Source organism: Rothia sp. P5764, assembly GCF_048512965.1.
GTDB lineage: Bacteria > Actinomycetota > Actinomycetes > Actinomycetales > Micrococcaceae > Rothia.
Window position 1 is genome coordinate 58,420 of sequence record NZ_JBLXXQ010000007.1, and the last position, 21,990, is coordinate 80,409.

Annotated in this window: 22 protein-coding genes, 1 pseudogene and 1 riboswitch; of the genes and pseudogenes, 15 read left to right on the top strand and 8 right to left on the bottom strand. The window is 55.3% G+C overall.

Annotation, left to right across the window (positions count from 1 at the left end):
- Positions 1–120 precede the first annotated feature (120 nt).
- Positions 121–247, top strand: a riboswitch (SAM riboswitch).
- Between the two features lie 35 nt (positions 248–282).
- The gene (locus tag ACN08Y_RS09650) at positions 283–483 is read left to right on the top strand and encodes a nuclease PIN (RefSeq protein ID WP_419104369.1); all 201 of its coding nucleotides are present in this window, start codon (positions 283–285) and stop codon (positions 481–483) included.
- On the top strand, positions 480–911 hold the full coding sequence (locus ACN08Y_RS09655; RefSeq protein WP_419112535.1) for a plasmid stabilization protein: 432 nt from the start codon (positions 480–482) through the stop codon (positions 909–911). The genes ACN08Y_RS09650 and ACN08Y_RS09655 overlap by 4 nt, the downstream gene beginning before the upstream one ends.
- A gap of 30 nt (positions 912–941) precedes the next feature.
- Here the strand turns inward: ACN08Y_RS09655 and ACN08Y_RS09660 are convergent, their stop codons facing one another.
- Positions 942–1,715 (bottom strand): SDR family NAD(P)-dependent oxidoreductase, encoded by a 774-nt coding sequence (locus ACN08Y_RS09660; RefSeq protein WP_419112536.1) that lies wholly within the window; start codon positions 1,713–1,715, stop codon positions 942–944.
- Positions 1,716–1,878: 163 nt separating this feature from the next.
- Here ACN08Y_RS09660 and ACN08Y_RS09665 point away from each other — a divergent pair, with 163 nt between their 5' ends.
- The gene (locus ACN08Y_RS09665) at positions 1,879–3,600 is read left to right on the top strand and encodes a DUF6350 family protein (protein WP_419112537.1); all 1,722 of its coding nucleotides are present in this window, start codon (positions 1,879–1,881) and stop codon (positions 3,598–3,600) included.
- Positions 3,601–3,681: 81 nt separating this feature from the next.
- Here ACN08Y_RS09665 and ACN08Y_RS09670 read toward each other — a convergent pair whose 3' ends face one another.
- A complete protein-coding gene (locus tag ACN08Y_RS09670; protein ID WP_419099946.1) occupies positions 3,682–4,089 on the bottom strand; it encodes a hypothetical protein in 408 nt (135 codons plus the stop codon).
- 125 nt (positions 4,090–4,214) lie between these two features.
- On the opposite strand from ACN08Y_RS09670, the gene purN reads away from it, so the two are divergent.
- Together purN and purH are read left to right on the top strand one after the other, a co-directional pair.
- Complete coding sequence (gene purN / locus ACN08Y_RS09675) at positions 4,215–4,784, top strand: phosphoribosylglycinamide formyltransferase (RefSeq protein ID WP_419099945.1); 570 nt, start codon at positions 4,215–4,217, stop codon at positions 4,782–4,784.
- Between the two features lie 116 nt (positions 4,785–4,900).
- Positions 4,901–6,508, top strand: a complete 1,608-nt coding sequence (gene purH / locus ACN08Y_RS09680) for a bifunctional phosphoribosylaminoimidazolecarboxamide formyltransferase/IMP cyclohydrolase (protein WP_419112538.1) — start codon at positions 4,901–4,903, stop codon at positions 6,506–6,508.
- Positions 6,509–6,799: 291 nt separating this feature from the next.
- Here purH and ACN08Y_RS09685 read toward each other — a convergent pair whose 3' ends face one another.
- Positions 6,800–8,518 carry a substrate-binding domain-containing protein gene (locus ACN08Y_RS09685; RefSeq protein WP_419112539.1) on the bottom strand — a complete coding sequence of 573 codons (1,719 nt, stop codon included), beginning with the start codon at positions 8,516–8,518 and terminating at the stop codon, positions 6,800–6,802.
- A gap of 731 nt (positions 8,519–9,249) precedes the next feature.
- Here ACN08Y_RS09685 and glyA point away from each other — a divergent pair.
- Both glyA and ACN08Y_RS09695 read left to right on the top strand, forming a co-directional pair.
- Positions 9,250–10,533, top strand: a complete 1,284-nt coding sequence (gene glyA / locus ACN08Y_RS09690) for a serine hydroxymethyltransferase (protein WP_419112540.1) — start codon at positions 9,250–9,252, stop codon at positions 10,531–10,533.
- A gap of 2 nt (positions 10,534–10,535) precedes the next feature.
- Positions 10,536–11,420: a bifunctional methylenetetrahydrofolate dehydrogenase/methenyltetrahydrofolate cyclohydrolase gene (locus tag ACN08Y_RS09695; protein ID WP_419111244.1), complete on the top strand. Its 885-nt coding sequence runs from the start codon at positions 10,536–10,538 to the stop codon at positions 11,418–11,420.
- A gap of 84 nt (positions 11,421–11,504) precedes the next feature.
- Here the strand turns inward: ACN08Y_RS09695 and ACN08Y_RS09700 are convergent, their stop codons facing one another.
- Complete coding sequence (locus tag ACN08Y_RS09700) at positions 11,505–12,230, bottom strand: GntR family transcriptional regulator (RefSeq protein ID WP_419099940.1); 726 nt, start codon at positions 12,228–12,230, stop codon at positions 11,505–11,507.
- Between the two features lie 71 nt (positions 12,231–12,301).
- Here ACN08Y_RS09700 and ACN08Y_RS09705 point away from each other — a divergent pair, with 71 nt between their 5' ends.
- The 3 genes from ACN08Y_RS09705 (at position 12,302) to ACN08Y_RS09715 (ending at position 14,462) form a co-directional block, all read left to right on the top strand.
- A complete protein-coding gene (locus ACN08Y_RS09705; RefSeq protein WP_419111246.1) occupies positions 12,302–12,754 on the top strand; it encodes a hypothetical protein in 453 nt (150 codons plus the stop codon).
- 95 nt (positions 12,755–12,849) lie between these two features.
- Entirely contained in the window at positions 12,850–13,911 is a 1,062-nt protein-coding gene (gene trpS / locus ACN08Y_RS09710; RefSeq protein WP_419112541.1) for a tryptophan--tRNA ligase, read from the top strand.
- 20 nt (positions 13,912–13,931) lie between these two features.
- The gene (locus ACN08Y_RS09715) at positions 13,932–14,462 is read left to right on the top strand and encodes a 2'-5' RNA ligase family protein (protein WP_419104379.1); all 531 of its coding nucleotides are present in this window, start codon (positions 13,932–13,934) and stop codon (positions 14,460–14,462) included.
- 49 nt (positions 14,463–14,511) lie between these two features.
- Here the strand turns inward: ACN08Y_RS09715 and ACN08Y_RS09720 are convergent.
- Together ACN08Y_RS09720 and ACN08Y_RS09725 are read right to left on the bottom strand one after the other, a co-directional pair.
- A pseudogene (locus tag ACN08Y_RS09720) lies at positions 14,512–14,565 on the bottom strand (hypothetical protein); the annotation flags it as partial.
- An 8-nt stretch (positions 14,566–14,573) separates the two neighbouring features.
- Entirely contained in the window at positions 14,574–14,753 is a 180-nt protein-coding gene (locus tag ACN08Y_RS09725) for a hypothetical protein (protein WP_419104380.1), read from the bottom strand.
- 403 nt (positions 14,754–15,156) lie between these two features.
- Here ACN08Y_RS09725 and ACN08Y_RS09730 point away from each other — a divergent pair, with 403 nt between their 5' ends.
- The 5 genes from ACN08Y_RS09730 to ACN08Y_RS09750 all read left to right on the top strand — a co-directional run bounded on the left by ACN08Y_RS09730 (position 15,157) and on the right by ACN08Y_RS09750 (position 19,910).
- Positions 15,157–16,131, top strand: a complete 975-nt coding sequence (locus tag ACN08Y_RS09730) for an ABC transporter ATP-binding protein (protein ID WP_419112542.1) — start codon at positions 15,157–15,159, stop codon at positions 16,129–16,131.
- A gap of 11 nt (positions 16,132–16,142) precedes the next feature.
- The gene (locus ACN08Y_RS09735) at positions 16,143–17,048 is read left to right on the top strand and encodes an ABC transporter permease (RefSeq protein ID WP_419112543.1); all 906 of its coding nucleotides are present in this window, start codon (positions 16,143–16,145) and stop codon (positions 17,046–17,048) included.
- Between the two features lie 67 nt (positions 17,049–17,115).
- Positions 17,116–17,253, top strand: coding sequence for a hypothetical protein (locus ACN08Y_RS09740; RefSeq protein ID WP_419104382.1), 138 nt, complete (start codon positions 17,116–17,118; stop codon positions 17,251–17,253).
- 469 nt (positions 17,254–17,722) lie between these two features.
- A complete protein-coding gene (locus ACN08Y_RS09745; protein WP_419112544.1) occupies positions 17,723–18,982 on the top strand; it encodes a M16 family metallopeptidase in 1,260 nt (419 codons plus the stop codon).
- Positions 18,983–18,995: 13 nt separating this feature from the next.
- Positions 18,996–19,910, top strand: a complete 915-nt coding sequence (locus ACN08Y_RS09750) for a hypothetical protein (RefSeq protein WP_419112545.1) — start codon at positions 18,996–18,998, stop codon at positions 19,908–19,910.
- Between the two features lie 20 nt (positions 19,911–19,930).
- Here ACN08Y_RS09750 and ACN08Y_RS09755 read toward each other — a convergent pair whose 3' ends face one another.
- Both ACN08Y_RS09755 and ACN08Y_RS09760 read right to left on the bottom strand, forming a co-directional pair.
- Entirely contained in the window at positions 19,931–20,593 is a 663-nt protein-coding gene (locus ACN08Y_RS09755) for a response regulator (protein ID WP_419104385.1), read from the bottom strand.
- Between the two features lie 40 nt (positions 20,594–20,633).
- The gene (locus ACN08Y_RS09760; RefSeq protein ID WP_419112546.1) at positions 20,634–21,872 is read right to left on the bottom strand and encodes a sensor histidine kinase; all 1,239 of its coding nucleotides are present in this window, start codon (positions 21,870–21,872) and stop codon (positions 20,634–20,636) included.
- Between the last annotated feature and the right edge of the window lie 118 nt (positions 21,873–21,990).

The window sequence follows — 21,990 nt, forward strand, 5'->3', positions numbered from 1 at the left end:
GTCTTCTAGCGTATCGCACGCTGATGAAAGCTGGCACCAGAAGATGAGAGGGATGTCACGTTTTAAAAAATCTGGGCAAGAGTTTACAGGTGCCTGCGGTGTGAGTTATGGTTATACCAGCTTCAAGAGATTCAACTGTCAAGCTCCGACTTGGTTGAACGCCAACCCCATGTTCACGGGTGGCTCGGATGACGAAGCGGTCTTCATCGCGCATATTGGCGCTGTTTGGTGTAGACAAGAGCAAGTTTCGAAAGGAATGCGCACCTTAAGCGCAACGGCGATATGTCAAACACCCGCCCCCATGTCACTCTTCAAAAGAACAGGTCTGCAGCTGCTACGCCTGCCTGCGGTGGTTTTGTCGCTATCAGTATTCAGGACTATGCGCGTATCTCGAATGAGCGCAGTGAGTTCCTTAACTTCCTTCTGGCTCCTAACCCCAGCGGTATCCCAGCCCCTGAGTACGGTGCGCTGAAAGTTGCATGAGCCACGTCGGTCTGCTCCTTGATTCTGATGTCCTTGCCGAGATTCGCAAGGCTACCCCTCACCAGCAGGTTGTGAACTGCCTGCGCCGGAACTCCTACCGCACCATGTACGTCTCGGTGCTAAGCCTGGGCGAGCTTAAAGGGCTCTACCCCTACCCGCAGACTGAACGGTGGCTGGCTGAGCTGATTGACCGGTTTGGTGACCACCTCCTTGAGGTGGACACGCGGGTGTCTTTGGAGTGGGCTGGTCGTCATGCTGAGAGGCCCTTGCAGGCGGTGGGCTCTGAGTGCCCGGCTCCCCTGGCAAGGGCTGCTTTGGAGGGGCTGATGGCGGCCACAGCGACCGTCCACCGGCTTGAGATTATTTCGGGGAAAGCCGATGTCTACCGCACCTGGGGGGTTAGCGCTGTTAACCCCTGGGAAGACTAAGCAGGGAAGAGCACCCCCAGCCTGTGGATTCTAATAGTTCCGTGTGCGGGAAATCAGCGCCGCCACTGCCCTGCGGGGGATAATCTGCGAGATACCCGCTGCTACCTTATAGGGCAGGGAGGGCACACAGACCGGTTTACCGGCATTGACCGCCGCTATGGCTTCGGTAACTACCTGCTGGGGGCTGAGCCAGAATACGCCCGGCACTTTGGGCTGTTCTTGCCCCATGGCATGATGAAAATCCGAGCGGGTCAGGCCCGGGCAGAGGGCAGTTACATCAATACCTCGGTCCCGGTACTGGATATTTGCTGACTCTGAGGCAACCACCATAAACCGTTTGACTGCTGAGTAGGTGCCACCTGGTGTAAAGGCCGCCACCGATGCGACATTGATAATGCGGCCCCTGCCCCGTGGGAGCATGGCGCGGATTGCGGCGTGCATGAGCTGAAGGGGGACAGCTGCCAGGACCTGCACCTGATCCAGATGCCGCTGGGCGGGGGCCTCCTCAAAAGGCTGGCCCAAACCGAAGCCCGCATTATTGACCAAAATTTCCACCGGGTGCTCAGCCTGAGCTAGCCGGTCAACGAGTTTTTGAACGTCACCGGAAACCAGTAGGTCCGCGGGGATGACCTCAACCTCTACCCTGTAGGTTGAGCTGAGCTGGCCAGCCAGATTTTCAAGGGTCTTCTCCCTACGCGCGGTCAGCACCAGGTTATAGCCCGCTGCGGCGTACTGCCTGGCGAACTCGGCGCCGATGCCGGCAGAAGCGCCGGTGACCAAAACATAGGTGTTCTCGATACTCATAGGGACACTCTACTCCCCGGCAATATCGTCCGTTGTCTGCCGTGGTTGAGGTTATTTTCACCGCACCTAGTATTCTTACGGTTCGTGACCAGGCGTAGAGACAGGAAACATGACATGATGAAAGGCGATGAATACCACCGTGCACCCCAAAAGAACCTTTCCCATGCCCCTGTGGCTTCAGGGCGCCGTTGAACTTGCTCTGGTTGCCCTGGTCTCCTATATCACCGTTGGGCTCATGCTCACAGCGGTCTGGTACACCAACGGTTTTAATACCGATACCGTTGCCGGCGCCCTGTCCGTGGCGGGCCATATCTGGTTGCTGGTCCACGGTGTCCCCCTGAATATGAACATACCCGCGCAGGGTAGCTTTTCGGCGGTGTCTGGGACGATGAGCCTGGTCCCACTGGGCCTCACTCTTATTCCGCTGGCCCTGTGCTACAGGTCGGGTCGCAGGCTGGCCCGTGCTAGCTACGAGGGCCAGTTTTGGGAGCCTCTTGTAGGTGGCATGGTGGCCTACTCGCTGGTTAGCGCCGGCATCAGCCTGATATCTACCGATGACTATTTCACCACCTCACCGGTGCTTGCGGCTATCATTCCCCTGTGGGTGACTGCCCTGGGTATTCTTGCCGGGGGCTTTGCTGAGTCGCGGTCCCTAGCTGCCATGATTGGTGTGGATGCCGCCGACTGGGTCAAGAAGTTTAGCCAGTACTCACGCTGGGCCGGATCCTATATTTGGGCTATGGTTCGGGCTTCCCTGGTGGGGGTTATGGCTTATGTTGCCGGTGGTTCTTTGCTCCTTGTGACCAGTCTTTTTGTGCACTGGGACAAGGTGGTGGGCCTTTACCAGGCTTTGCACTCCGGGGCAGTGGGCGGCTTTGCCCTGACGCTCCTACAGCTAGGTTTGCTCCTGAACCTGGTGATTTACTCTATGGCCTGGAGCTCCGGCGCGGGCTTCTTCCTGGGCGTGGGGACCTCCGTAGGCCCCACCGGCACCAGCGTGGGGGTCATGCCCTCCCTCCCCGTACTGGGCGCTCTTCCGCATACCGCTGAACCCTGGGGCTACATCGGGTTGGCGGTGCCGCTGATTGCAGGTGCTGTGGGTGGCTGGTGGTTCTTCCGCGAGGGAGAAAACCACTTTGATGAGTGGCTTTCTCTTAAGATTCGCTTCCGCTGGATCTCCTGGCCGCTGTCCACCCTGGGCCTTGCTGCGCTTGCCTTTATTCCCTCCTTTATTCTTCTCTTCCTTCTGGGCTGGGCCGCTCACGGTTCCCTGGGGCTTGGTCGCTTTACCGAGGTCGGGCCTTCACCCTTGCTGTTCGGCGCTTGCGGTGCCCTTCTGCTGGTGCTGGGTCTGATAATCGGCCTGGGCTTGGCTCATCTGCTGGTCCGTGATAGCAGCCTTGAACTGGAGCGATTTGCCGACCAGAAGCCCACCCGTGCCCAGAAGAAGCAGGCTAAGGCCGAAGCCAAGGCCAAGCGTGTCGCTGAACGGGCAGAAAAGAAAAAAGCCACGGCAGCGATCAACGATCAGGGTGAGAAGGATGAATACCCGGCGGCTGAGGAAGAGGAAGCTTCAGAAAACAGTCCTGAGACCGAACCAAACCTAGCCCATTCGGACTCCCCGGTGGATGCTCCCCGAGAACAGACCGATAGGGCAGATAAAGACTTAGCCGATGCTGAGCCTGAAACAGAGCCCGAAACGGACGACGAAGAAACAGAAAAAACTGATTCTGAGGCAGAGGCCCCTAAGAGCTTGGCCGATGCTGAAGAAAGGCAGGCGGAACCTACTAAGAAGTCCGCCCCCGTGGTCAAACGCCCTAAGTCCTTGCGCCGCCGTTGGAATCAGCAGCTTCAAGATCAAGCTGAGGAAGAACCCAGATTATAAGCGCATCAGCAGAATCTCTGCTCAAGAAGCCCCAGACCGCACACCGCGGGGCGGGGCTTCTCATACGGTGCCCAGGTGAGGCTAGTTACCCATCATCTGCTTGAAGAGTCCGTCGCTCATTTCTTGAGCACACTCCTGCTGGCGGGTAATCGTCAAAGCCCCTTGCAGACATTCTGAATAGGCAGAAGAGGCATCAGAAAAAATCAGCTGGAGACCGGCCCCAAAACTGAGGAAGAGGGACCAGAGCACAATCATGACCATGAGCATGATGGAGAACCCCGGGAAACGGACCTTAACCATTTTGACCAGGGTCGTGATAGCACAGGCTACGGTCAGTAGCGCTAAGAGCAAGGTGGCAACAGCTAGGGTACCAGCAAAATAGGTGGTACCGACCGTAGCAACTATCAGGAGGAAGGAAGAACGCGACCAGACCTTGACTGATTCAAGGGCTGATTCGGAGTAGGGGGAAACCTGCTGATTCTCTGACATAAGCACCACTGTACAACCTCAGTGGACTTCATAGAATTTCAGAGGAGGATAGAACCCACTCATCCTGGCTGATTATCATGGACATGCCTCCATCGTTAGCCGTGGCGTGCGATACACTGGTGTTCATGCGCATTGTGGTGATGGTGTCCGGCTCGGGCACAAATTTACAGTCCATTCTTGACTCCCTTGCAGATGGTCAGCTAACCGCCGATATTGTGGCGGTAGGAGCCGATAAGCCCTGCCTCGGCATAGAACGAGCACAGGGCGCCGGGATTGAAACTTTCCTCCTAGAACCTGCGGACTTCTCCACCCGCGCTGACTGGAACCGGGCGCTGGAAGAAAAAATAGCGAGCTACGCCCCCGACTACATTGTTTTTGCCGGCTTCATGCGGATCGTCGATGCTCAGCTCGTGGAACGCTTCACCGGGCGCATCATTAATACCCACCCGGCTCTGCTACCGTCCTTCCCAGGAGCCCACGGCGTGCGTGACGCCCTGGCCCACGGGGTCAAGATCAGCGGCGTGACCGTACACCTGGTCGATGCGGGAGTTGATACCGGCCCTATCCTGGCCCAGGCCGCCGTTCCCCTTCTTGACGGTGACACCGAAGAGAGCCTGCACGAACGTATCAAAGTGCAAGAACGCCAACTCCTGGTAGCCACCATAGCCTCCCTGGCGCAAGAGCCCACCGCCTAACCCTAGTTATAGCCCCACTCGGGGCTGGGCCTAGGGTCGGGGCTCCAGATAAAGCGACTCACACTCAGGTAACAACCTGCCGGTCCCCTCGCCGGCATACGAAACGGAGAAGATCTGTGAGTCTCATTAAGCTTGACCGCCTACCCCTCAAACGCGCCCTGATCTCTGTCTATGACAAGACCGGGCTAGAAGACCTGGCTCGTGGCCTACACGAAGCTGGGGTAGCCCTAGTTTCCACCGGTTCAACAGCCGCCACCATCGCCGCCGCCGGAGTGCCCGTCACTGAGGTTTCCGATATCACCGGGTTCCCCGAATGTCTTGAAGGCCGCGTGAAGACCTTGCACCCCCGCATCCACGCCGGTATCCTGGCAGACCGCCGCAAGCAAGAGCACATTGACACCCTGACAGAAATGGATATTGAGCCTTTTGACCTGGTGGTTGTCAACCTCTACCCCTTCGTCGATACCGTGGCCTCAGGCGCTGACCAGGACGCCATCATCGAAAAGATTGATATCGGGGGCCCCTCCATGGTGCGTGCCGCAGCTAAGAACCACGACGCTGTAGCGGTCGTTGTTAACCCGGCCTCTTACGGTGCTGTTCTTGAAGCCGCCCAGAAGGGTGGCTTCAACCTGGCAGAACGCCGCCGCCTGGCCTCAGCCGCTTTCGCCCACACCGCCGCCTACGACACCGCCGTGGCCACCTGGACTGCCGCCCAGTTCGAAAAAGACGGGGAGGCCAACTACTGGCCCCCCTTCGCCGGTCTCTCCTTCGAGCGCAGTGAGTCCCTGCGCTATGGTGAAAACCCCCACCAGGCCGCAGCACTCTACGTTGATCCCACCGCAGCACCCGGTATCGCCCAGGCAGAGCTACTTGGCGGCAAAGCCATGAGCTACAACAACTACGTGGACGGCGATGCCGCCCTACGCGCCGCCTACGACTTCGAGGAACCCGCTGTAGCCATCATCAAGCACAACAACCCCTGCGGTATTGCCGTCGGTGCCGCCAAGGCCGCCGACCCCATTGCTGACGCTCACGCCAAGGCCCATGCCTGCGACCCGCTCTCCGCCTACGGCGGCGTCATTGCCGCCAACCGTGAAGTCACCGCCGCAATGGCCCAAACCGTCAAGGGTATCTTCACCGAGGTCATTATCGCCCCCTCATACTCTACCGAAGCCCTGGAGATTCTACAGAGCAAGAAGAACCTGCGTATCCTCCAGCTCCCTGCAGACTTTGCCCGCGACAGCATCGAGTACCGCCAAATCTCCGGCGGCGCTCTTCTGCAGGATGCCGACCGTCTACAGGCCGAAGGCGATGACCCCGCCAACTGGCAGCTGGTTGCCGGCCAAGCCGCTGATCCTCAGACCCTGGCAGACCTCGCCTTCGCCTGGAAAGCCCTACGCTCCGCCAAATCCAACGCAATCCTGCTCGCCCAGGACGGTGCCGCGGTCGGCATCGGTATGGGACAGGTTAATCGCGTAGACTCCTGCCGCCTCTCCGTAGAACGCGCCAACACCCTAGCCCCAGGCCAAGAACGTGCCCGCGGCTCCGTAGCGGCTTCTGACGCTTTCTTTCCCTTCGCAGACGGCCTTCAGGTCCTTCTTAACGCCGGTATCCGCGCTCTTGTCCAGCCTGGTGGCTCCATCCGCGATGAAGAAGTCATCCAAGCCGCCCAAGAAGCGGGAGTGAGCATGTACTTTACCGGTGCACGCCACTTCTTCCACTAAAAACTTTCCTCGGGAGGCGTGCACCGATTACGGGCAGAATTTTCATCTTCGCTCGCTCAGAATTCTGCCCTCCATCACGCCACTTCTTCCACTAAAAACTTTCCTCGGGAGGCGTGCACCGATTACGGGCAGAATTTTTATCTTCGCTTGCTCAGAATTCTGCCCTCCATCACGCCACTTCTTCCACCAAACCCCCAACCCAACACACACAAAAGTCCCGCCCCACGATGAATCGTAGGGCGGGACTCTGAATCAACGGAATACCGGAACAAAAACTACCCGGCTGATACCTTAATGCTGTTGAGCAGCAGCGGCCTCACTAGCGGCGTCAGAGATGCCGGTTAGAGCTTCAGCGAAAATACGCTGAATATCGGTGGGCGATGATGCGATGTGAGCCTCACCGCCAACACTCCGAGCAATGGTTGTCAGAGCGTTCATATCAGCCTCTTCCGAAATGCCAATCAGAATCACAAACACAGGGTTTTCAGGATCCTGCTCAGCCTGGATAGTGCTAATGAGCTCTTCCTGGCTAATCGAATCTGGATCAACGTTCTTGCCATCGGTCAGCATAATGACTGCGTTAACAGAGCCGGGCTGGTAGTTAGCCTTGGCAGAACGGAAAGTTGCCAGCAAGGTATCGTTCAGAGCGGTCTGGTCATCGGGGTTAATGGTAGCTGCAATACCAGCACCAGCCTCCTGAAGCAACTCACGCTGAGTCTTGCCGTCAACGGTTTCTTCAAGGCCGCGAACAGGGACCAGCTCTTCATAGTCCGAGACCTTACCATCAGCGGTTGTAATGTTGCGGGAGAACTTCCACAGGCCCATAGAGTCACGGGCCGGGAAGAGCTGAGAACCAGCCAGCACTGACTCAACGGTAATATCCATGCGGGTCTTATCAGTACCAGCTACTTTATCGAGCATGGAGCCGGAAGCATCCAACACAACCAGCGCGTTCAGGGGAGCGGACTGCAAGGAGTAGGAAGTCCACATCTGGCCCAGGGTTTCCTTGTTACTAGGAACAAGCGCCTTGTAATCACCGACGTTCTTATCGTTGTTAACAACTGTGCCCTCAGCGGTGCGCAGACCGGCCTGTGCCAGAGCCTGCTTGCCCTCTTCGCTGGACATGAACTTAACGATCTGCTGGGCTGCCTCATCAACGGTGGTGTTGGTGCTAGAGGATGCCTGGTAGAGGGGATAATCCAGGGTAAAAGAGCCGTCACCGGGGACGGTAGCCTTAAGGCCTGAGTCGCTGTGCGATGCGGCGTAGGTTGCGTAATCAGCTTCGCTGACAACCACTGCGTCTTTGCTACCGCTGTCAACAGCCTCAAGGAGCTCAGAAGCGTTCTGCGCGGGTTCGTCAACCCCAATAGACTGCGCGCGCAGGGCGCTACCGCTAGTGAGGTCTTCAAGACTGACAGCGCCGCTAGAAGCTTCGGAGATACCGCCCATGAGCGCAGAGAAAGCGCCTGCTTCTACCTTAGGATCGCCCATACCAACGGCGTCCTGGGCCTTGAGGACATCAAGCCAGTTGGAGTAGGTAGTGTCTTTCTCGGATACAAGAACACCGGGGCTCTTCGCCAGAGATTCAGCAATGGGGGTTAGCTCTGTTTTGGCTTCGGCCATGGCGAGCTGGGCACGGACACTGGAATCGGGAATCCACAGGTTGGTTGAGGCGGACTCACCGGCTACTTCGGTCACGATGTTGCTAGCGGTCTTCGTGGTGGTGATATCGAGGGTTACGCAGGTGTCCTCATCAACCGGCATGGATTTAAGTGCGGTTGCCATGGCATCAGTAGTAGCAACAGTTACAGACTGTGTGGTGGAGCAAGCTGCAGGGACGGCCTGCCCGCTGGGGGTTGAAGGGGTCTTATCGCCGGTCATGTTGACGTAGGCGATAGCACCGCCACTGAGCAGGATAATTGCGGCTGCGCCAGTTGCGATCCACTTGCGGCTGGCCTTCTTCTGTTGTTCAAGGCGCTGTTGGCGACGTGATTTTGGAGTTTCGGTCACGATTGTGAGGCCTCTTCCCTAATGCATGAGTGATGGGTGACGAGATGGGGGTATCCAGGTGTGCGCTACCCGGTAACTCTCCTGTGTAGTAACTGGAACAGGTAACTACGGCTAGTTCGCCCTCTAGTCTAGCAAGAAAGCGGTTTGCGGGGGCCTTCTTCGGGGCAAGCAGCTTGTCTGATTTAAGATGGATGGGTGCCCAAGGTTAGCGAAGAGTAGATTCCTTGCCGGCGATCCAAAAGGTAGCGCAGGAGCAACTTACAGACCTGAGGAAGAGGATTCTTGAGAGCCACCGGGGCTGGGTCGCAACCGAACTTAAGATCACCGAGTCAGGACGTGAGAGCTGGCTTTCACCCCGATAGGGTCGGCTGTGCTGGCTGTTGTAACCGGCTTCCTTGTGCAGGCGGCGACCGCCACAGATTTTGATCCTGATAGCTACTTTGAGTTCGTGCGAACAATCCTCAAACAGGCGTAGAAGCGGGGCTTATGGCATCGGCTCCCCTTGGATGCACCACACACTTATCTTTCTGTGATTTTAGATACACTGTGGGGGTGGGCGTGTAGAGAAAAAATCTTATATGTGAAGAGATATGCCCTGCATCACCTAGAGGTAATTTACACTTTAAAGGTGATGGCTCCCCAAGGTGGGTGAGTCCCCAAGTATCGGGCTTTGAGCGGTACCAAGTCCGCACAAAAGGAAAACCTCGATCCACCCTAGTCAAGGAAGTGGCATGACCAACCTTTCACCCAACGTCACCAACCTACCCCTGGCCGAAGTCGACCCCGAAGTCGCTCAGGCTATTGCCCAGGAGCAGAGCCGCCAGCAGAACACCCTCGAGATGATCGCCTCCGAGAACTTTGCCCCCCGCGCTGTTCTTCAAGCTCAAGGCTCTGTACTGACCAACAAGTATGCTGAAGGCTACCCCGGCCGCCGTTACTACGGCGGCTGTGAATTTGTGGACGTCCTTGAACAGCTCGCTATCGACCGGGCCAAGGCTCTCTTTGGTGCTGAGCACGCGAACGTCCAGCCCCACTCAGGTGCTCAGGCCAATAACGCTGTCATGCATGCCCTGCTGAATCCCGGCGACAAAATTATGGGGCTGTCCCTGGCGCACGGTGGTCACCTAACCCACGGCATGAAACTGAACGTATCGGGCAAGCTTTATCAGGTTGTTGCCTACGGTGTAGATGAAGAAACCGGTCGGGTCAGCATGGACGAAGTTCGTGAGCTGGCGCTGGCTGAGAAGCCTAAGCTCATCATTGCGGGCTGGTCTGCTTATACCCGTCAGCTTGATTTTGCGGCTTTCCGTGCGATCGCCGATGAGATTGGTGCCTATCTCTGGGTGGATATGGCTCACTTCGCTGGCCTGGTCGCCGCTGGCTTACACCCCAACCCGGTACCTCACGCTCACGTTGTGTCCTCAACCGTACATAAGACCCTGGCTGGCCCCCGCTCAGGTTTCATCATGTGCGTTGAAGAGCTCAAGAAAAAGATTGATTCGGCTGTCTTCCCCGGCCAGCAGGGCGGCCCGCTCATGCACGCTATTGCCGGTAAGGCAACAGCTTTCAAGATTGCTGCCTCCGATGATTTCAAGGACCGTCAGGCTCGTACCTTAGAGGGTGCAAAGATTCTGGCTGACCGCCTCAACCAGTCAGATATGGCCGAAGCCGGTGTAAAGGTTATCTCCGGTGGCACCGACGTTCACCTGGTTCTGGTGGACCTGCGCGATGCCCAGATTAACGGTCGTGAAGCTGAAGATCTGCTCCACGAAGCCGGTATTACTGTCAACCGTAACGCTGTGCCCAATGACCCCCGCCCGCCCATGGTGACCTCCGGCCTGCGCATCGGTACTCCCGCGCTGGCAACTCGTGGCTTTAATTCCGAGGCCTTTACTGAAGTCGCCGATATTATTGCTGAGACTCTTAAGCCCGGTGTCGATGTGGCTTCCCAGCGTGCTCGCGTGACCGCTCTGTGCGAGAAGTTCCCGCTCTACTCCGGTATTGAGGAGTGGTAGGAGTGCCTCAGATTCTGGACGGGGTTGCCACAGCGGCCCAGATTAAGAGTGAGCTGGCCCAGCGCGTTGCCAAGCTCAAGGAAGAGGGGATTACCCCGGGGCTTGCCACCGTTTTGGTAGGCGATGACCCGGCCTCCCGTTCCTATGTGGGCGGTAAGCACCGCGACTGTGCCGAGGTGGGTATTGCCTCTATCCGTGTTGAACTCCCCGAGGATATCAGCCAGGATGAGCTAGAGGCCGAGCTGGATAAGCTCAATGCCGACCCGGCTTGTACCGGCTATATTGTGCAGCTACCCCTGCCCCGGCACCTAGATACCAACCGGGTTCTTGAGAAAATTGCTCCCGAGAAGGACGCCGACGGCCTGCACCCCATGAACCTGGGTCGCCTGGTTTTGAATGTGGGTGAGCCTCTGAACTCGCCTTTGCCCTGCACTCCCAACGGCGTGATTGAGTTGGTGGAGCGTCACGGTATCTCCTGGAAGGGCAAGAAGGTTGCTGTGCTGGGGCGCGGTATTACTGTGGGCCGCCCCCTGAGTCTGCTCCTGACACGCAAGGATGTAAACTCCACGGCTACCCTGGTTCACACCGGTACCGAGGATGTGAGTGAGGCCCTGCGCCAGGCTGACATTATTGTGGCGGCCGTGGGTCTTGCTCATGTGGTGACAGCGGAGCAGGTCAAGGAGGGTGCTGTCCTCCTGGACGTTGGTGTTTCTCGCGTAGAAGATACCGAAACCGGTAAGAAGAAGCTGACCGGTGATATCTCTCCCGAGGCCACCGCTAAGTCGAGCTGGTATTCGCCTAATCCCGGTGGTGTTGGTCCTATGACCCGCGCTATGTTGCTGGTGAATGTGGTAGAGACCGCTGAGCGTTTGGCTGAAACCGCTTAGGGGTCACCAAGCAAAACGGGGCCGTTACTTCCTGGAGGGGAGGAGCGGCCCCGGTTCTTTTATCGGGGGATGAGTTAGGATGCCTCAGCGGTGGGTTTGCCTGCGGTGGAGCTGGAACTCGTAGTCGTAGCGGTCACCCCGGTAGAGGGTGTGGGTGCTTTCAACGGCCAGGCCTCGGGCGGTGTAGCCTACCTTGTCTACTCGCAGGGCTGCCGCTCCCTGGGGTACACCTAGGTGGTGGGCTTCTGCCTGGGTGAGGTTGGTGGCGGTGACTTTGACCTGGGCTGTTTCTACTTGGTAGCCGCTGGCCCGCATTTGGGCATCGAGCGAAGTGGAGGCTTCGGGTTGCATTTGGGAAAAGGCTTCGGGCAGGAAGTAGGCTGTTTCGAGGGCGATGGGCGAGCCGTCAGCTTGCCGGAGCCTGCTAATTTCGATGACTTTGCTGTCTGGGTCGAGGGCTAGGTCTCTTTGGACGTGCAGGGGAGCTATGACCAGGTGGCAGGAGAGCGTCAGTGAGTGCGGGGTATGCCCTCTGGTGAGCATGTCTTGGGTGAAGGGGCGTAGCAATGGCGCTCGTGATGGTGATTCTTGGGGGGCGACAAAGGTACCTGATCCCTGAATGTTGTAGACCAGTTGCCGGTCGATGAGCTCTCGGATAGCTCGGCGTACGGTATCGCGGGAGACACCGAGGCGGTCTTGAAGCTCTCTTTCTGTGGGAAGAGGGGAGTGTGGCTGAGTATCGGTGAGGTAGCGGTCGCAGATATGACGGGCCACTGCCTGGTATTTGGTTTCTCTGGCACTTACCATCATGCTCACCACTTTACGCGGTGGGACTAGTCTAAGGTTCACTGCGACCGCATTCCTTTGACATAATGGGAACCATGCAATATAACGGCTTAGAAAAAACAGCTCAAGAACAGAACACCAAGACCGTCTTGATTGGTGCTGCTATCGGTATGGGTATTTTAGTTGTCCTGCTGGTGTGGGCGATTATTCAGTCTGCTCATGAGGCCTCGGCGCTGGGTTGGATTCTGGCCGGTATTATCGCTGCCTGGCTCGGTATTGCTGTTTATCTACTGGTGAATGTTAACCGTACGCTTGCTGCCCAGCGCCGCGCCTATGAGGGGCATGCTGTCCAGCGCGCTGAATATGAGGCTGATGTGCATACCGAGAAACTGGCGCATTCTTTCCAGATTTGTTTGGTGCAGTCCAAGGTGATTGCTGAGCAGTTGGATGTGAACGATGAAAATTCTCGTGACATGATCAATCGTGCCTTGGACACCATTAATTTCACCGCGAAGAACGGTATGGAGCTGGCCCGCGAAGGCTCCTAACCTCTCCCTCATTTTTGTGCCCGCTGTGTGTGGGCCGGTGGGTCACTTCAGCAGAGGCCTGCCCCGCAGATGTATCCCTAGCAAAGGACGAACCCGTGACTACTTCACAGACACCCGACCGTGATCCTAAAGCCGCTATCCCAAATGCTTCAAGGGGGGTGCCTCGCGCTTTTTCGGGGGCGCAGCCTTCGGCTGATTCCATGCACCTGGGTAACTATATTGGTGCGGTGAATAACTGGGTGGGCCTGCAGAAGGATCACGAGTGCCTGTACTTTATTCCGGATATGCACTCCATTACTGTTCCGCAGGATCCTGCTGTCTTGCTGGAGCGTACTCGCAAGACTGCGGCCCAGTACATCGCGGCGGGTATTGATCCGGCCAAGACTCCGCTTTTTGTGCAGTCGCATGTGCCTGAGCATGCTCAGCTGGCCTGGGTTCTGAACTGCATTACCGGTTATGGTGAAGCTGCCCGTATGACCCAGTTCAAGGACAAGGCCGCTAAGCAGGGTACCGATAACGCTTCTGTGGGTCTCTTTACTTACCCGGTGCTGATGGCTGCTGATATTTTGCTCTACCAGGCTGATGTGGTGCCTGTGGGCGAGGACCAGCGTCAGCATCTGGAGCTGACCCGTAATTTGGCTCAGCGTTTTAACTCCCGTTTTGGCGATACTTTTGTGGTGCCTGAGCCTGTGATTCTTAAGGAGACCGCCAAGATTTATGACTTGCAGACTCCTGATTCCAAGATGAGTAAGTCGGCAACTACCGATAAGGGGATTATCTGGTTGCTCGATGACCCCAAGAAGACTGCAAAGAAAATTAAGTCGGCGGTGACCGATGCGGGAAGCGAGATTAGTTATGACCGGGAGAATAAGCCGGGTGTTTCGAATCTGCTTTCTATTTACTCGGCAGTGACAGGTAAGCCGATTGACCAAATCGTAGCTGAGTATGAGGGCAAGATGTACGGCCACCTCAAGGTTGACCTGGCCGAGATTGTGGTTGAGGAGCTATCGCCCATTCGTGAGCGCGCTCTGGAACTCATGGACGACCCGGCGGAGCTAGACCGCCTGCTGGCTATCGGTGCGGGTAAGGCCCGTGAGATTGCCTCTGTGACCGTGAAGAACGTGTATGACGCGGTAGGCTTCCTGCCCGCCCTCTAAGAGTTAGACGACCTAGCCTGGTGGCTTCTTCACCGACCATAGACCCCGACCGCAGGTACCTCAGCATTGTTGCTGAGGTACCTGCGGCGGTGTCTGCGCGCCTGGTCAGCTGGCGGGCGAGCCAGGGCATGGTAGGCCCCGTTGCAGAAAGCTGCCACATTACGATTTTGATTAGCGAGGACGCCGGCGGCGACCCCCGGCGCTCCATTGAGCAGGTGGTGGCCAGCATCGGCCCCGTGCAGGTGGGCCTGGGCCCGGCCGCAACCTTTGAGCCTGTTACCCCCGTAACCTACCTCCCCGTTGTTGCCGGGGCAGATAGGCTCACCCTGATTCATGCAACCTGCCAGAGGGCGGTAGGGGAGTCCGTGTCCCCTTTTCCCTACGAGCCGCACCTCACCCTAGCCAACCATGCACCGGCCCCTGCCCTGGCGGCGTCCTTGCAGGACTTTGCGAGCCTTCCGCCTGAGCTTTCGAATTTCACCATCGACCAGCTGACGGTCTACCGCTATCACTCAGGTAGCTGGCAGCAGCTGGGAACAGTAAATCTATAGCAAAAGGCCCTGCTTCTTCGTGTTGTTGAACTAGCCTCCGACCCCAGTGCTAGCGGGGCGCCTCCAGAGCTTCGTCGTGGTGGTGCAAGTAGAAGAAGCCCTGGGCAAAGCCTACAAAAGTTGCCGACCAATGCCCGGTGGTATGGGCATGACCACAGCATCCTGGCTAATGCTTAGCAGAGATGCAACATCGATAAAATCCTGACCGTCATAGATTGCATCGATTGTGATGGTTTGCCTGTGGGCACGCACATCGCCGCTGAGGCCGGCTGAGGGCGGACATGAAGGCATGCGCCTGTTTGATGCTGGCAAGGTGGACCAGGACGGTTCGTGCATCGGGTACTAGTTCTACCTGTCTGGTGGCAGGGTGTTCAACCAGGTGGGCGCACACGTGCAGTGCAACTTCAAGGTTAGTGCAATCGACCAGCACTGCGAGTGCATCGAAGCATTTGTTCATGGGGGAGGGGCAGGAAAGCAAGTGCTTGCGCCTCCTTTACGGTAGCGACTGTAAAAGAAAGCCAACCCGGGCGAGACCACCTCAGATTGTTCAACAATTGTTGCAGGTGTGGTAGCGAACATACAAATGCATGAACTATCGTCTACCCCAGAACTGTACGAAAGTATATGTGGCAAGCTCTAACGCCTCACTAGAGTTTTTAGTGAAGGCGCAAGAGAAAGAAAAGCGAGGTGCGCAATGAACGGTCTCAAACTCCACGGGATTAGCCGCAGCTTCGGTGACCACAAGGTGCTGCAGGATGTAGATTTCGGCGTCCGTCGCGGTGAAATTGTTGGTTTCATCGGTGGCAACGGCGCAGGTAAAACCACCACCATGCGACTCATTTTAGGAATGCTTAACCCCACCGGCGGGCATATCACCTGGGACGGGAAGCCCATCTCAACCGAGAACCGCAGGTCAATCGGTTACATGCCGGAAGAGCGGGGCCTGTACCCCCAGATGAGTGTCAAAGATCAGATTGTTCACTTTGCTCTACTTGAAGGGAAAACCCTGGGGCAGGCGAAGGAAAAAGCTGACGAACTTATCGCTACACTGGGCCTATCGGGTCGAGAGAAAACCCTCATCCAAGATTTGTCGCTAGGTAACCAGCAGCGAGTTCAGCTAGCTGTTTCCCTGGTTGGTAACCCAGAACTACTGGTACTTGATGAACCTTTCTCGGGGCTTGACCCCCTAGCCGTAGATACAATGGCTGGTCTTATCCAACAACAGGCAGCCCAGGGCGTGGGCATCCTGTTTTCATCGCATCAGTTGGAGCTTGTTGAGCGCCTATGCGACCGTGTCTGCGTACTTGATCGAGGCAGAGTGATGGCAGATGGTGCTGTCTCTGAGCTGCAAGGTACTGATCAGACCCGGTGGGAACTAAAGTTTGATCGCCCGGCCGGAGAATTCGTTGCCGAACTATCGTTGGTCGCTTCCTTCCATATCGAATTCAAGATGAGCAACCAATCATCAGTTTTCATCACAGTTGATGGACGGGGTGCAACCGTTCCCCAGAGCGTACTAGAAACTGCCACACGATTTGGAGGGCTGCGCAGTATTGAGCCTGTGCAACAGTCCTTGGGCGCACTCCTATCGCAGGATTATATTTCGTCGGGCCGCGGTATCACCCCTGCCCGTGAGGCAGAGCTTGAATCGGCAGGTCAGACACGATGAAAGCTAAAGGTATGACCCAGCAGACTACCCAGCATGAAGTAGGTGAAAAATCAGTGAGCACTGCTTACCGTGAAATGTTAATCGTCATTCGACGTGAGGTTCTTACCCGCACCAAGAATAAGACCATCCTGCTAGCCACCGGGGTGCTTGCCCTGACTGTGGGTATTGGAGCAGGTGTTGGCGGTTGGTTCTTGCGGGAGAAAATGGGGGATGCTAGCTTCCAGCTGGATACCCGCCTGCTCTTTGCTACAGCGATGGTGAGTGCTTTGCTCAGCTCTCTTGTGTACTCATCCCAGAGCCTGACCTCTGGTGTTGTTGAAGAGAAGTCATCGAGGGTTGTCGAAATCCTCCTCACCAAAATCGGTGTTGTACCTCTGTTGGCAGGAAAGATGATTGGTATCGGCGCGATAACGCTGGTTCAGCTACTTCTTATTGGCGGCACTGGTCTGCTGGGTTTCACCCTCGTGGACGGGTGGTCACTGCTGGAGCTTGAAGTAGGCGCAGCCCTCTTGTGGTTCCTTGTATGGTTCTTGCTGGGCTACATCATCTTCGCAACCATGAACACGATTCTGGCGTCAACGGTCTCCCGACAGGAGGACCTGAGTGCCGCAGTGATGCCGCTGTCGGTTTTGCAGATGGTGCTGCTGGTGGTCACCCTGTACCTGACACCCACCTATCTTGAAGAGGCTTGGCTTAGGGGGCTGTCATTCGTCCCGCTTTTCTCTTCCTACCTGATGCCTATTCGCTTTGGTCTGGACGGCGTGCAGACCTGGGAAATGGTGACCGCTGCCAGTATCGCTGGGGTAACTATTCCGCTGCTGTTCTGGGTGGCAACCCGTGTATACAGCAACAACGCTTTACGAACCGGCTCTAAGGTTTCGCTGCAACAATTATTTGCCTCAGACAATGGGGCTTAACATCGGGCTTTCTGCCTGATTCATCGTCAAGGGCTACTAGCCCATCATCATTGAAAGGAAAAATAACATGACTGCTTACAAGAACGAGACTACCTACCCCACTACCTCAAAGGGTACCTCAGCGGTTGGCCGTTGGACTCGTAGCCTGGCGCTGGCCTTGGTTGGCGGCGGAGTAGGCTATGCGGTAGTAACCCTCTTTTTCTAAAAGGCTGGGAATATCTCACAAAAGTTCTAGCTACCGAACATTTTGAAAAGCTGAGGCAGTGGATCGAAGCCGTCACAAGGGGGGAAAACCTAGCAGTCTCCCACGGAAATGCCGGCTTTATTAACTGGCTTATTTCTGCTGACCAGGTCACCGGAGTCCTACTAACCGGTGAAGATGTTGGTTACGCCTTGCCAGAATATGACATTGGGTGGGTTCTAGGGGAGTTCGCTGAACTATACGCTTTCTACCCCAACCTACGACTGAAACTAACCGATCTTCAGCAAGGATTTCTTACTGGGTATGGGGACTTTTCGGAAAATAATTTAAATTCGGCTATCGCCTTCCGTCTCATTCATCACGCTTATGACTGGCACCATTATGCGGGGGCAAATCTTCAAGCCGCCCAGCTTCTCATCGACTTGGCCACTAACTACCTTGATCGATAGGTACGAAAGGAAGGTAACTTCTTATGAGTTTTAGCCGTAAATCCCTGGATAGCCACGGGTGCGAAGAGCTTACAATCGAAGGATTACGCGTTATCGCTATCCACGATCAAAAAGCAGCTAACTTTTCCATCAGTTTGGCAGTACCTGCTGGTATGCGGGATGAGGAACCTGGTCAAGAAGGGTTCTTCCACCTCATTGAACATATGATTTATCAGGATTCTCATGGTTCAACCGCCGTTCAGAGGGCGGCCGCTATTTCAGGTGAGGGAGGTATTCTCGGCGGTAATACGCATATGGACTACACTGAGTTCTACGAGACAGGTAGCCCGTTTTACCTGGAAACCTCGCTACAACGACTCCTGGAACAGGTATTTTTTCCTGCATTCAAGCTCCATCAGCTTGACGACCAGATTCAAGCGGTAGTCACCGAACGTTCTAACAGGTTAGCTAAAGCACCCGGCGGAGTCCTCCCATGGCCGCACCTTACCAGACAGTTCTGGTCCGATTATGCCAACGGGCATGATGGTAGCGGCGACCTGGATCTCCGAGACCGAGCCACCACTACCGTCCTCATCGACATCCATCGGCGTTATTACCAGCTGCATGAATCTGCTCTAGTCATTCTTAGTCCCCTGCCTGCTGAACAAGTATTCAGCTATGTTGAAAGCGCTCTAGGTAACCTAGGGTTGGCTCGCCCAGAAAACAGTGGTTCTTTGGTAAAAATAAGTCAGCGAAAAGGTGCTGGGCAGTCTATTCAACAGAGTGTCACCAACTATTTGGAGCAGCCTGTAGAGTGGGGTTCACGAAGGATTTTAGTGACCCGCACTGTCGATACAGACACAATCAGCTCCCTCTTGCTAGGTACCTTGCTGGTGGCAGAAACCCTGTCGGGTGTGCGAGCCTTGGATGCCAGCGCAGGTATCTTTGGGGTTGCTGATATCCCTTACGATGACCTGTTTGTTCTGGTTGATGATACCAACGTCCCGCTTGACCCTGCCGATCGGTTTAGTTCAGTCAAAACAGCCCCGGATAGTGCTATGAAACTTGCTGTCCAGCGGGCAATACTTCGACTGGAAAGCAACACTTCTAACGATCAGAAGGCCTCGCGCGTGATGGCTCGTGATGCTGTTATTCGACGAGACCCCCACTACATCCCTGCCTTGACAGAGCGCCTCCGTGGCATAGAAGAACAGCTGGACGCTGTACGACAGCTAGCCAACGAGGCTGCCGTTACCCTTGAAAACCAGGCCTTCGCGTCCTTAGTAATTGGCACTAACCTCTAAGAGGAACACCACTATGTTTACCCCAAATAATTACACTCTCGTTGCTACTATCGATCACAGGTCAGAGCATACTTTTATAACTATCGGCTGGCCTGCTGCCGTTAGCAAAAACTATGCAGAAACCGTGACAGCAGTGACAGAGCAGACCAACCAAAGTGTTGCTAACCAGCCGCTACTGACTAAACAGGACAACGATCAGCAGGCGGGGTCAGCGTCCTTTGTGCTCAGCCCAGCAAATGCACAGGCTTGGGTGCAGTACTTTATGCAAGCTCTTGATGAAAAGGCTGAGACTGCCAGTGCTCAAGCTACAGTGGCTATTGTTGCTCCTGAAACTGTGGTCCAGAGCTTTCCCGAGCCTGCTGCACCCTCTGCATTTCAGGCAGTGGAAGTGACCGCTAACCTCCAGCGCTACCAGCAGGGCTCAACAGAGCGCATCATTATCACAGGCCCGGAGCCAGCAACCAAGGCGGGGAGCCTTGAGACCTTTGTGGCCATGTGTTTGCTTATGAACCCAGCGAATCCTCTCGTAGCATCATGGCTACCTGCCGGGATTAACCTTCAGCCGATGCGCGCATTGATTGAAGGCAAACCACACATCATCTGGAGCTTCAGCGGAGACAACGGTGAAAGCAAAGAGACATTAGAAATTCTAGGGAGCGTGGCGCAAGCTATCGTCAATATTCCTGAAACTTATAGCGAGACGGAATTTGAGCAGGTCAAAAAATTTGCGTTCAGTAATCTTAGCCGCTCGCATCTGGCACCCGATGATTTAGCGAGATTCTTAGCGCAGTACAGCGTGATGGGTTGGGGTGTTGACGCTTTGCTAGATATACACCGCATCGACAGCCTTAGCTTGGAAGATCTTGCCCCAGCCTTTGCTGGGCTCGTCTACCCTATCGGGGCTGTGCTAGGAATCGATCTCGGCTAAAAATAGCAAAGCTATGGGGTTTACCAGGTTTTTAGGTTGATTAGATTGTATTCAATAGCTTTAACTAGAATCTGAACCCTATCGCGCACCTGCATTTTTTCCATAATTTTCATAAAACGCGCTTTAATTGTGGATTCAGTAACGAAAAGTTCTGCGGCCATCTCTTTATTATTTAGACCGCGCGCGAGAAGCTCAATGACTTCTATTTCTTTCGCGGTAAGAACTGACATGAGTTCTTCGTCGGGAGAAATTTCGGCAGGAACTGACTGCTCAAGCCCTTGCACCACATAGCGGGTAACCTCGGGGGACAGTACTGATCCTCCGTCATGGACGGTGTGGATTGCGCTGGTGACCTCTTCGGGGCGGGAGTCCTTTACCAAGTACCCCGAGGCACCTGCCCGCAAGAGTTCAACAACATAGCGATCAGTCGCAAAGGTGCTCAGCCCCAATATTCTTATGTCGGGGAAAGAATGATGAATATACTGGGTTGCCTCGACACCGTCCATCAGAGGCATCTGCATATCCATCAAAATTACATCTGGCTGTAGGGCCCTTGCCTGTGAAATTGCCAGCTTGCCATTTGAAGCTTCCCCCACCACTTCCAGGCTTTCATCGGAGGAAAGATAATCCTTCAAAATATTACGAATAAGGGATTCATCATCTACGAGGAGGACTTTAACCATGAATGGTTCCTTCACTGTCTGTACGAGCTAGAGCGGCAGCTTAAAAAGCTTTGGTCACTGTTTCAGGCAGGGGAAGGCTCACCTGAATCTTCCACACACCGTGGTCATTTTGATAAGACGATGTTCCACCCAAATCATGAAACCTAGCCTTCATTGATTCTAACCCGGTCAAAGATGAAGAAACGGGTTTGTTATGAGAGATGACGTTCTCTGAGGATAGCGTGACGTTACGCTGATCCACTGTGAGGTCTATTTTTACAGATCCCTCAGGGGAGCCATGCTTGAGAATGTTGGTCCCTATCTCGCGAGCTGTACGTCTTAGCGCCTGGCGAGATGCCAAAGGAATAAGGCTTACATCCCCATCAACGGTCAGCGTAACCGTAAAGCCTGCATTTTCTAGGGCATCAGATATTTTATGTAAATCGTGAGTCAGGGCTAGAGACGATGTGGTTTCCCCTGAAAGAGAGATGTCGCCCAGCAGCAAATTCTCTTCCGACTGGGGAGCGCTGGGTAGCTCGCCGTTCAGTGAGTCATTTTTCTCGGCTTTAAGGACAGCCACCAGCTTGCGAAGATCCTCGAGCGCCTGGCTCGCAGAGTCCCCAATCCCAGTCAGAATAGCGGCTGTGCTCTTTGGATCCTCTGTAAACTGTGCACGCCGAGCCTGCATAGCGATGATGGTGACTTCATGGGCAACGATATCGTGTAACTCGTAGGCAAGGCGGGTGCGTTCCTCATTCCGTGCCTGGAGCTGGGCTTCCTGAATAGAGATAATCTTTTGCTGGTCTTTTTCCCGCTGAAGCCGGAACCTTCTGAGTACTAGCCCTGTGATGTATGAAAAAACTGCTAATGACGTTGTTATGAACTGAGTAACCGATGTAATTGAAACCCAACCCGGATACACAACAAAAACACACAGGACAATACCGAATGCCACGACCTGACGTTTTTTAGCCAGGTAAGCGCAATACACAGGCACCAGAATTGACGCCGATGAGAACCCAGCCCAGACGAAACTGGAATCGTTATAAAGCACCGTGATGTTGGCAAGAGAAAAATACCAGCCATAAATTCCGGGCATGAGCCCGAATCCCATCATAAAAACGGGCAGATAGGCAATTGCAACAGCCCATACACGATTCTGGGTATGTGTATTTTCGTAGACCCCCGAAGATAAATCGACCGCAATAAAAATAAATACCAGGCAGATAAGCAGCCCCCTCAGGTAGGGGCCAAGGGGAAACCACTTCTTGCTGGAAGCACTATGGGGGCTTGTCGTCATAGATTTATGCTACCAACCCTCGGGCAGTGCTACCTCGGAACGTATGAGTGTTAGTCACATATTCCTGACTTGCAAAGCCAACGAGAGAAAGTAGGAGACATGCTAGATGCTGAGGCGG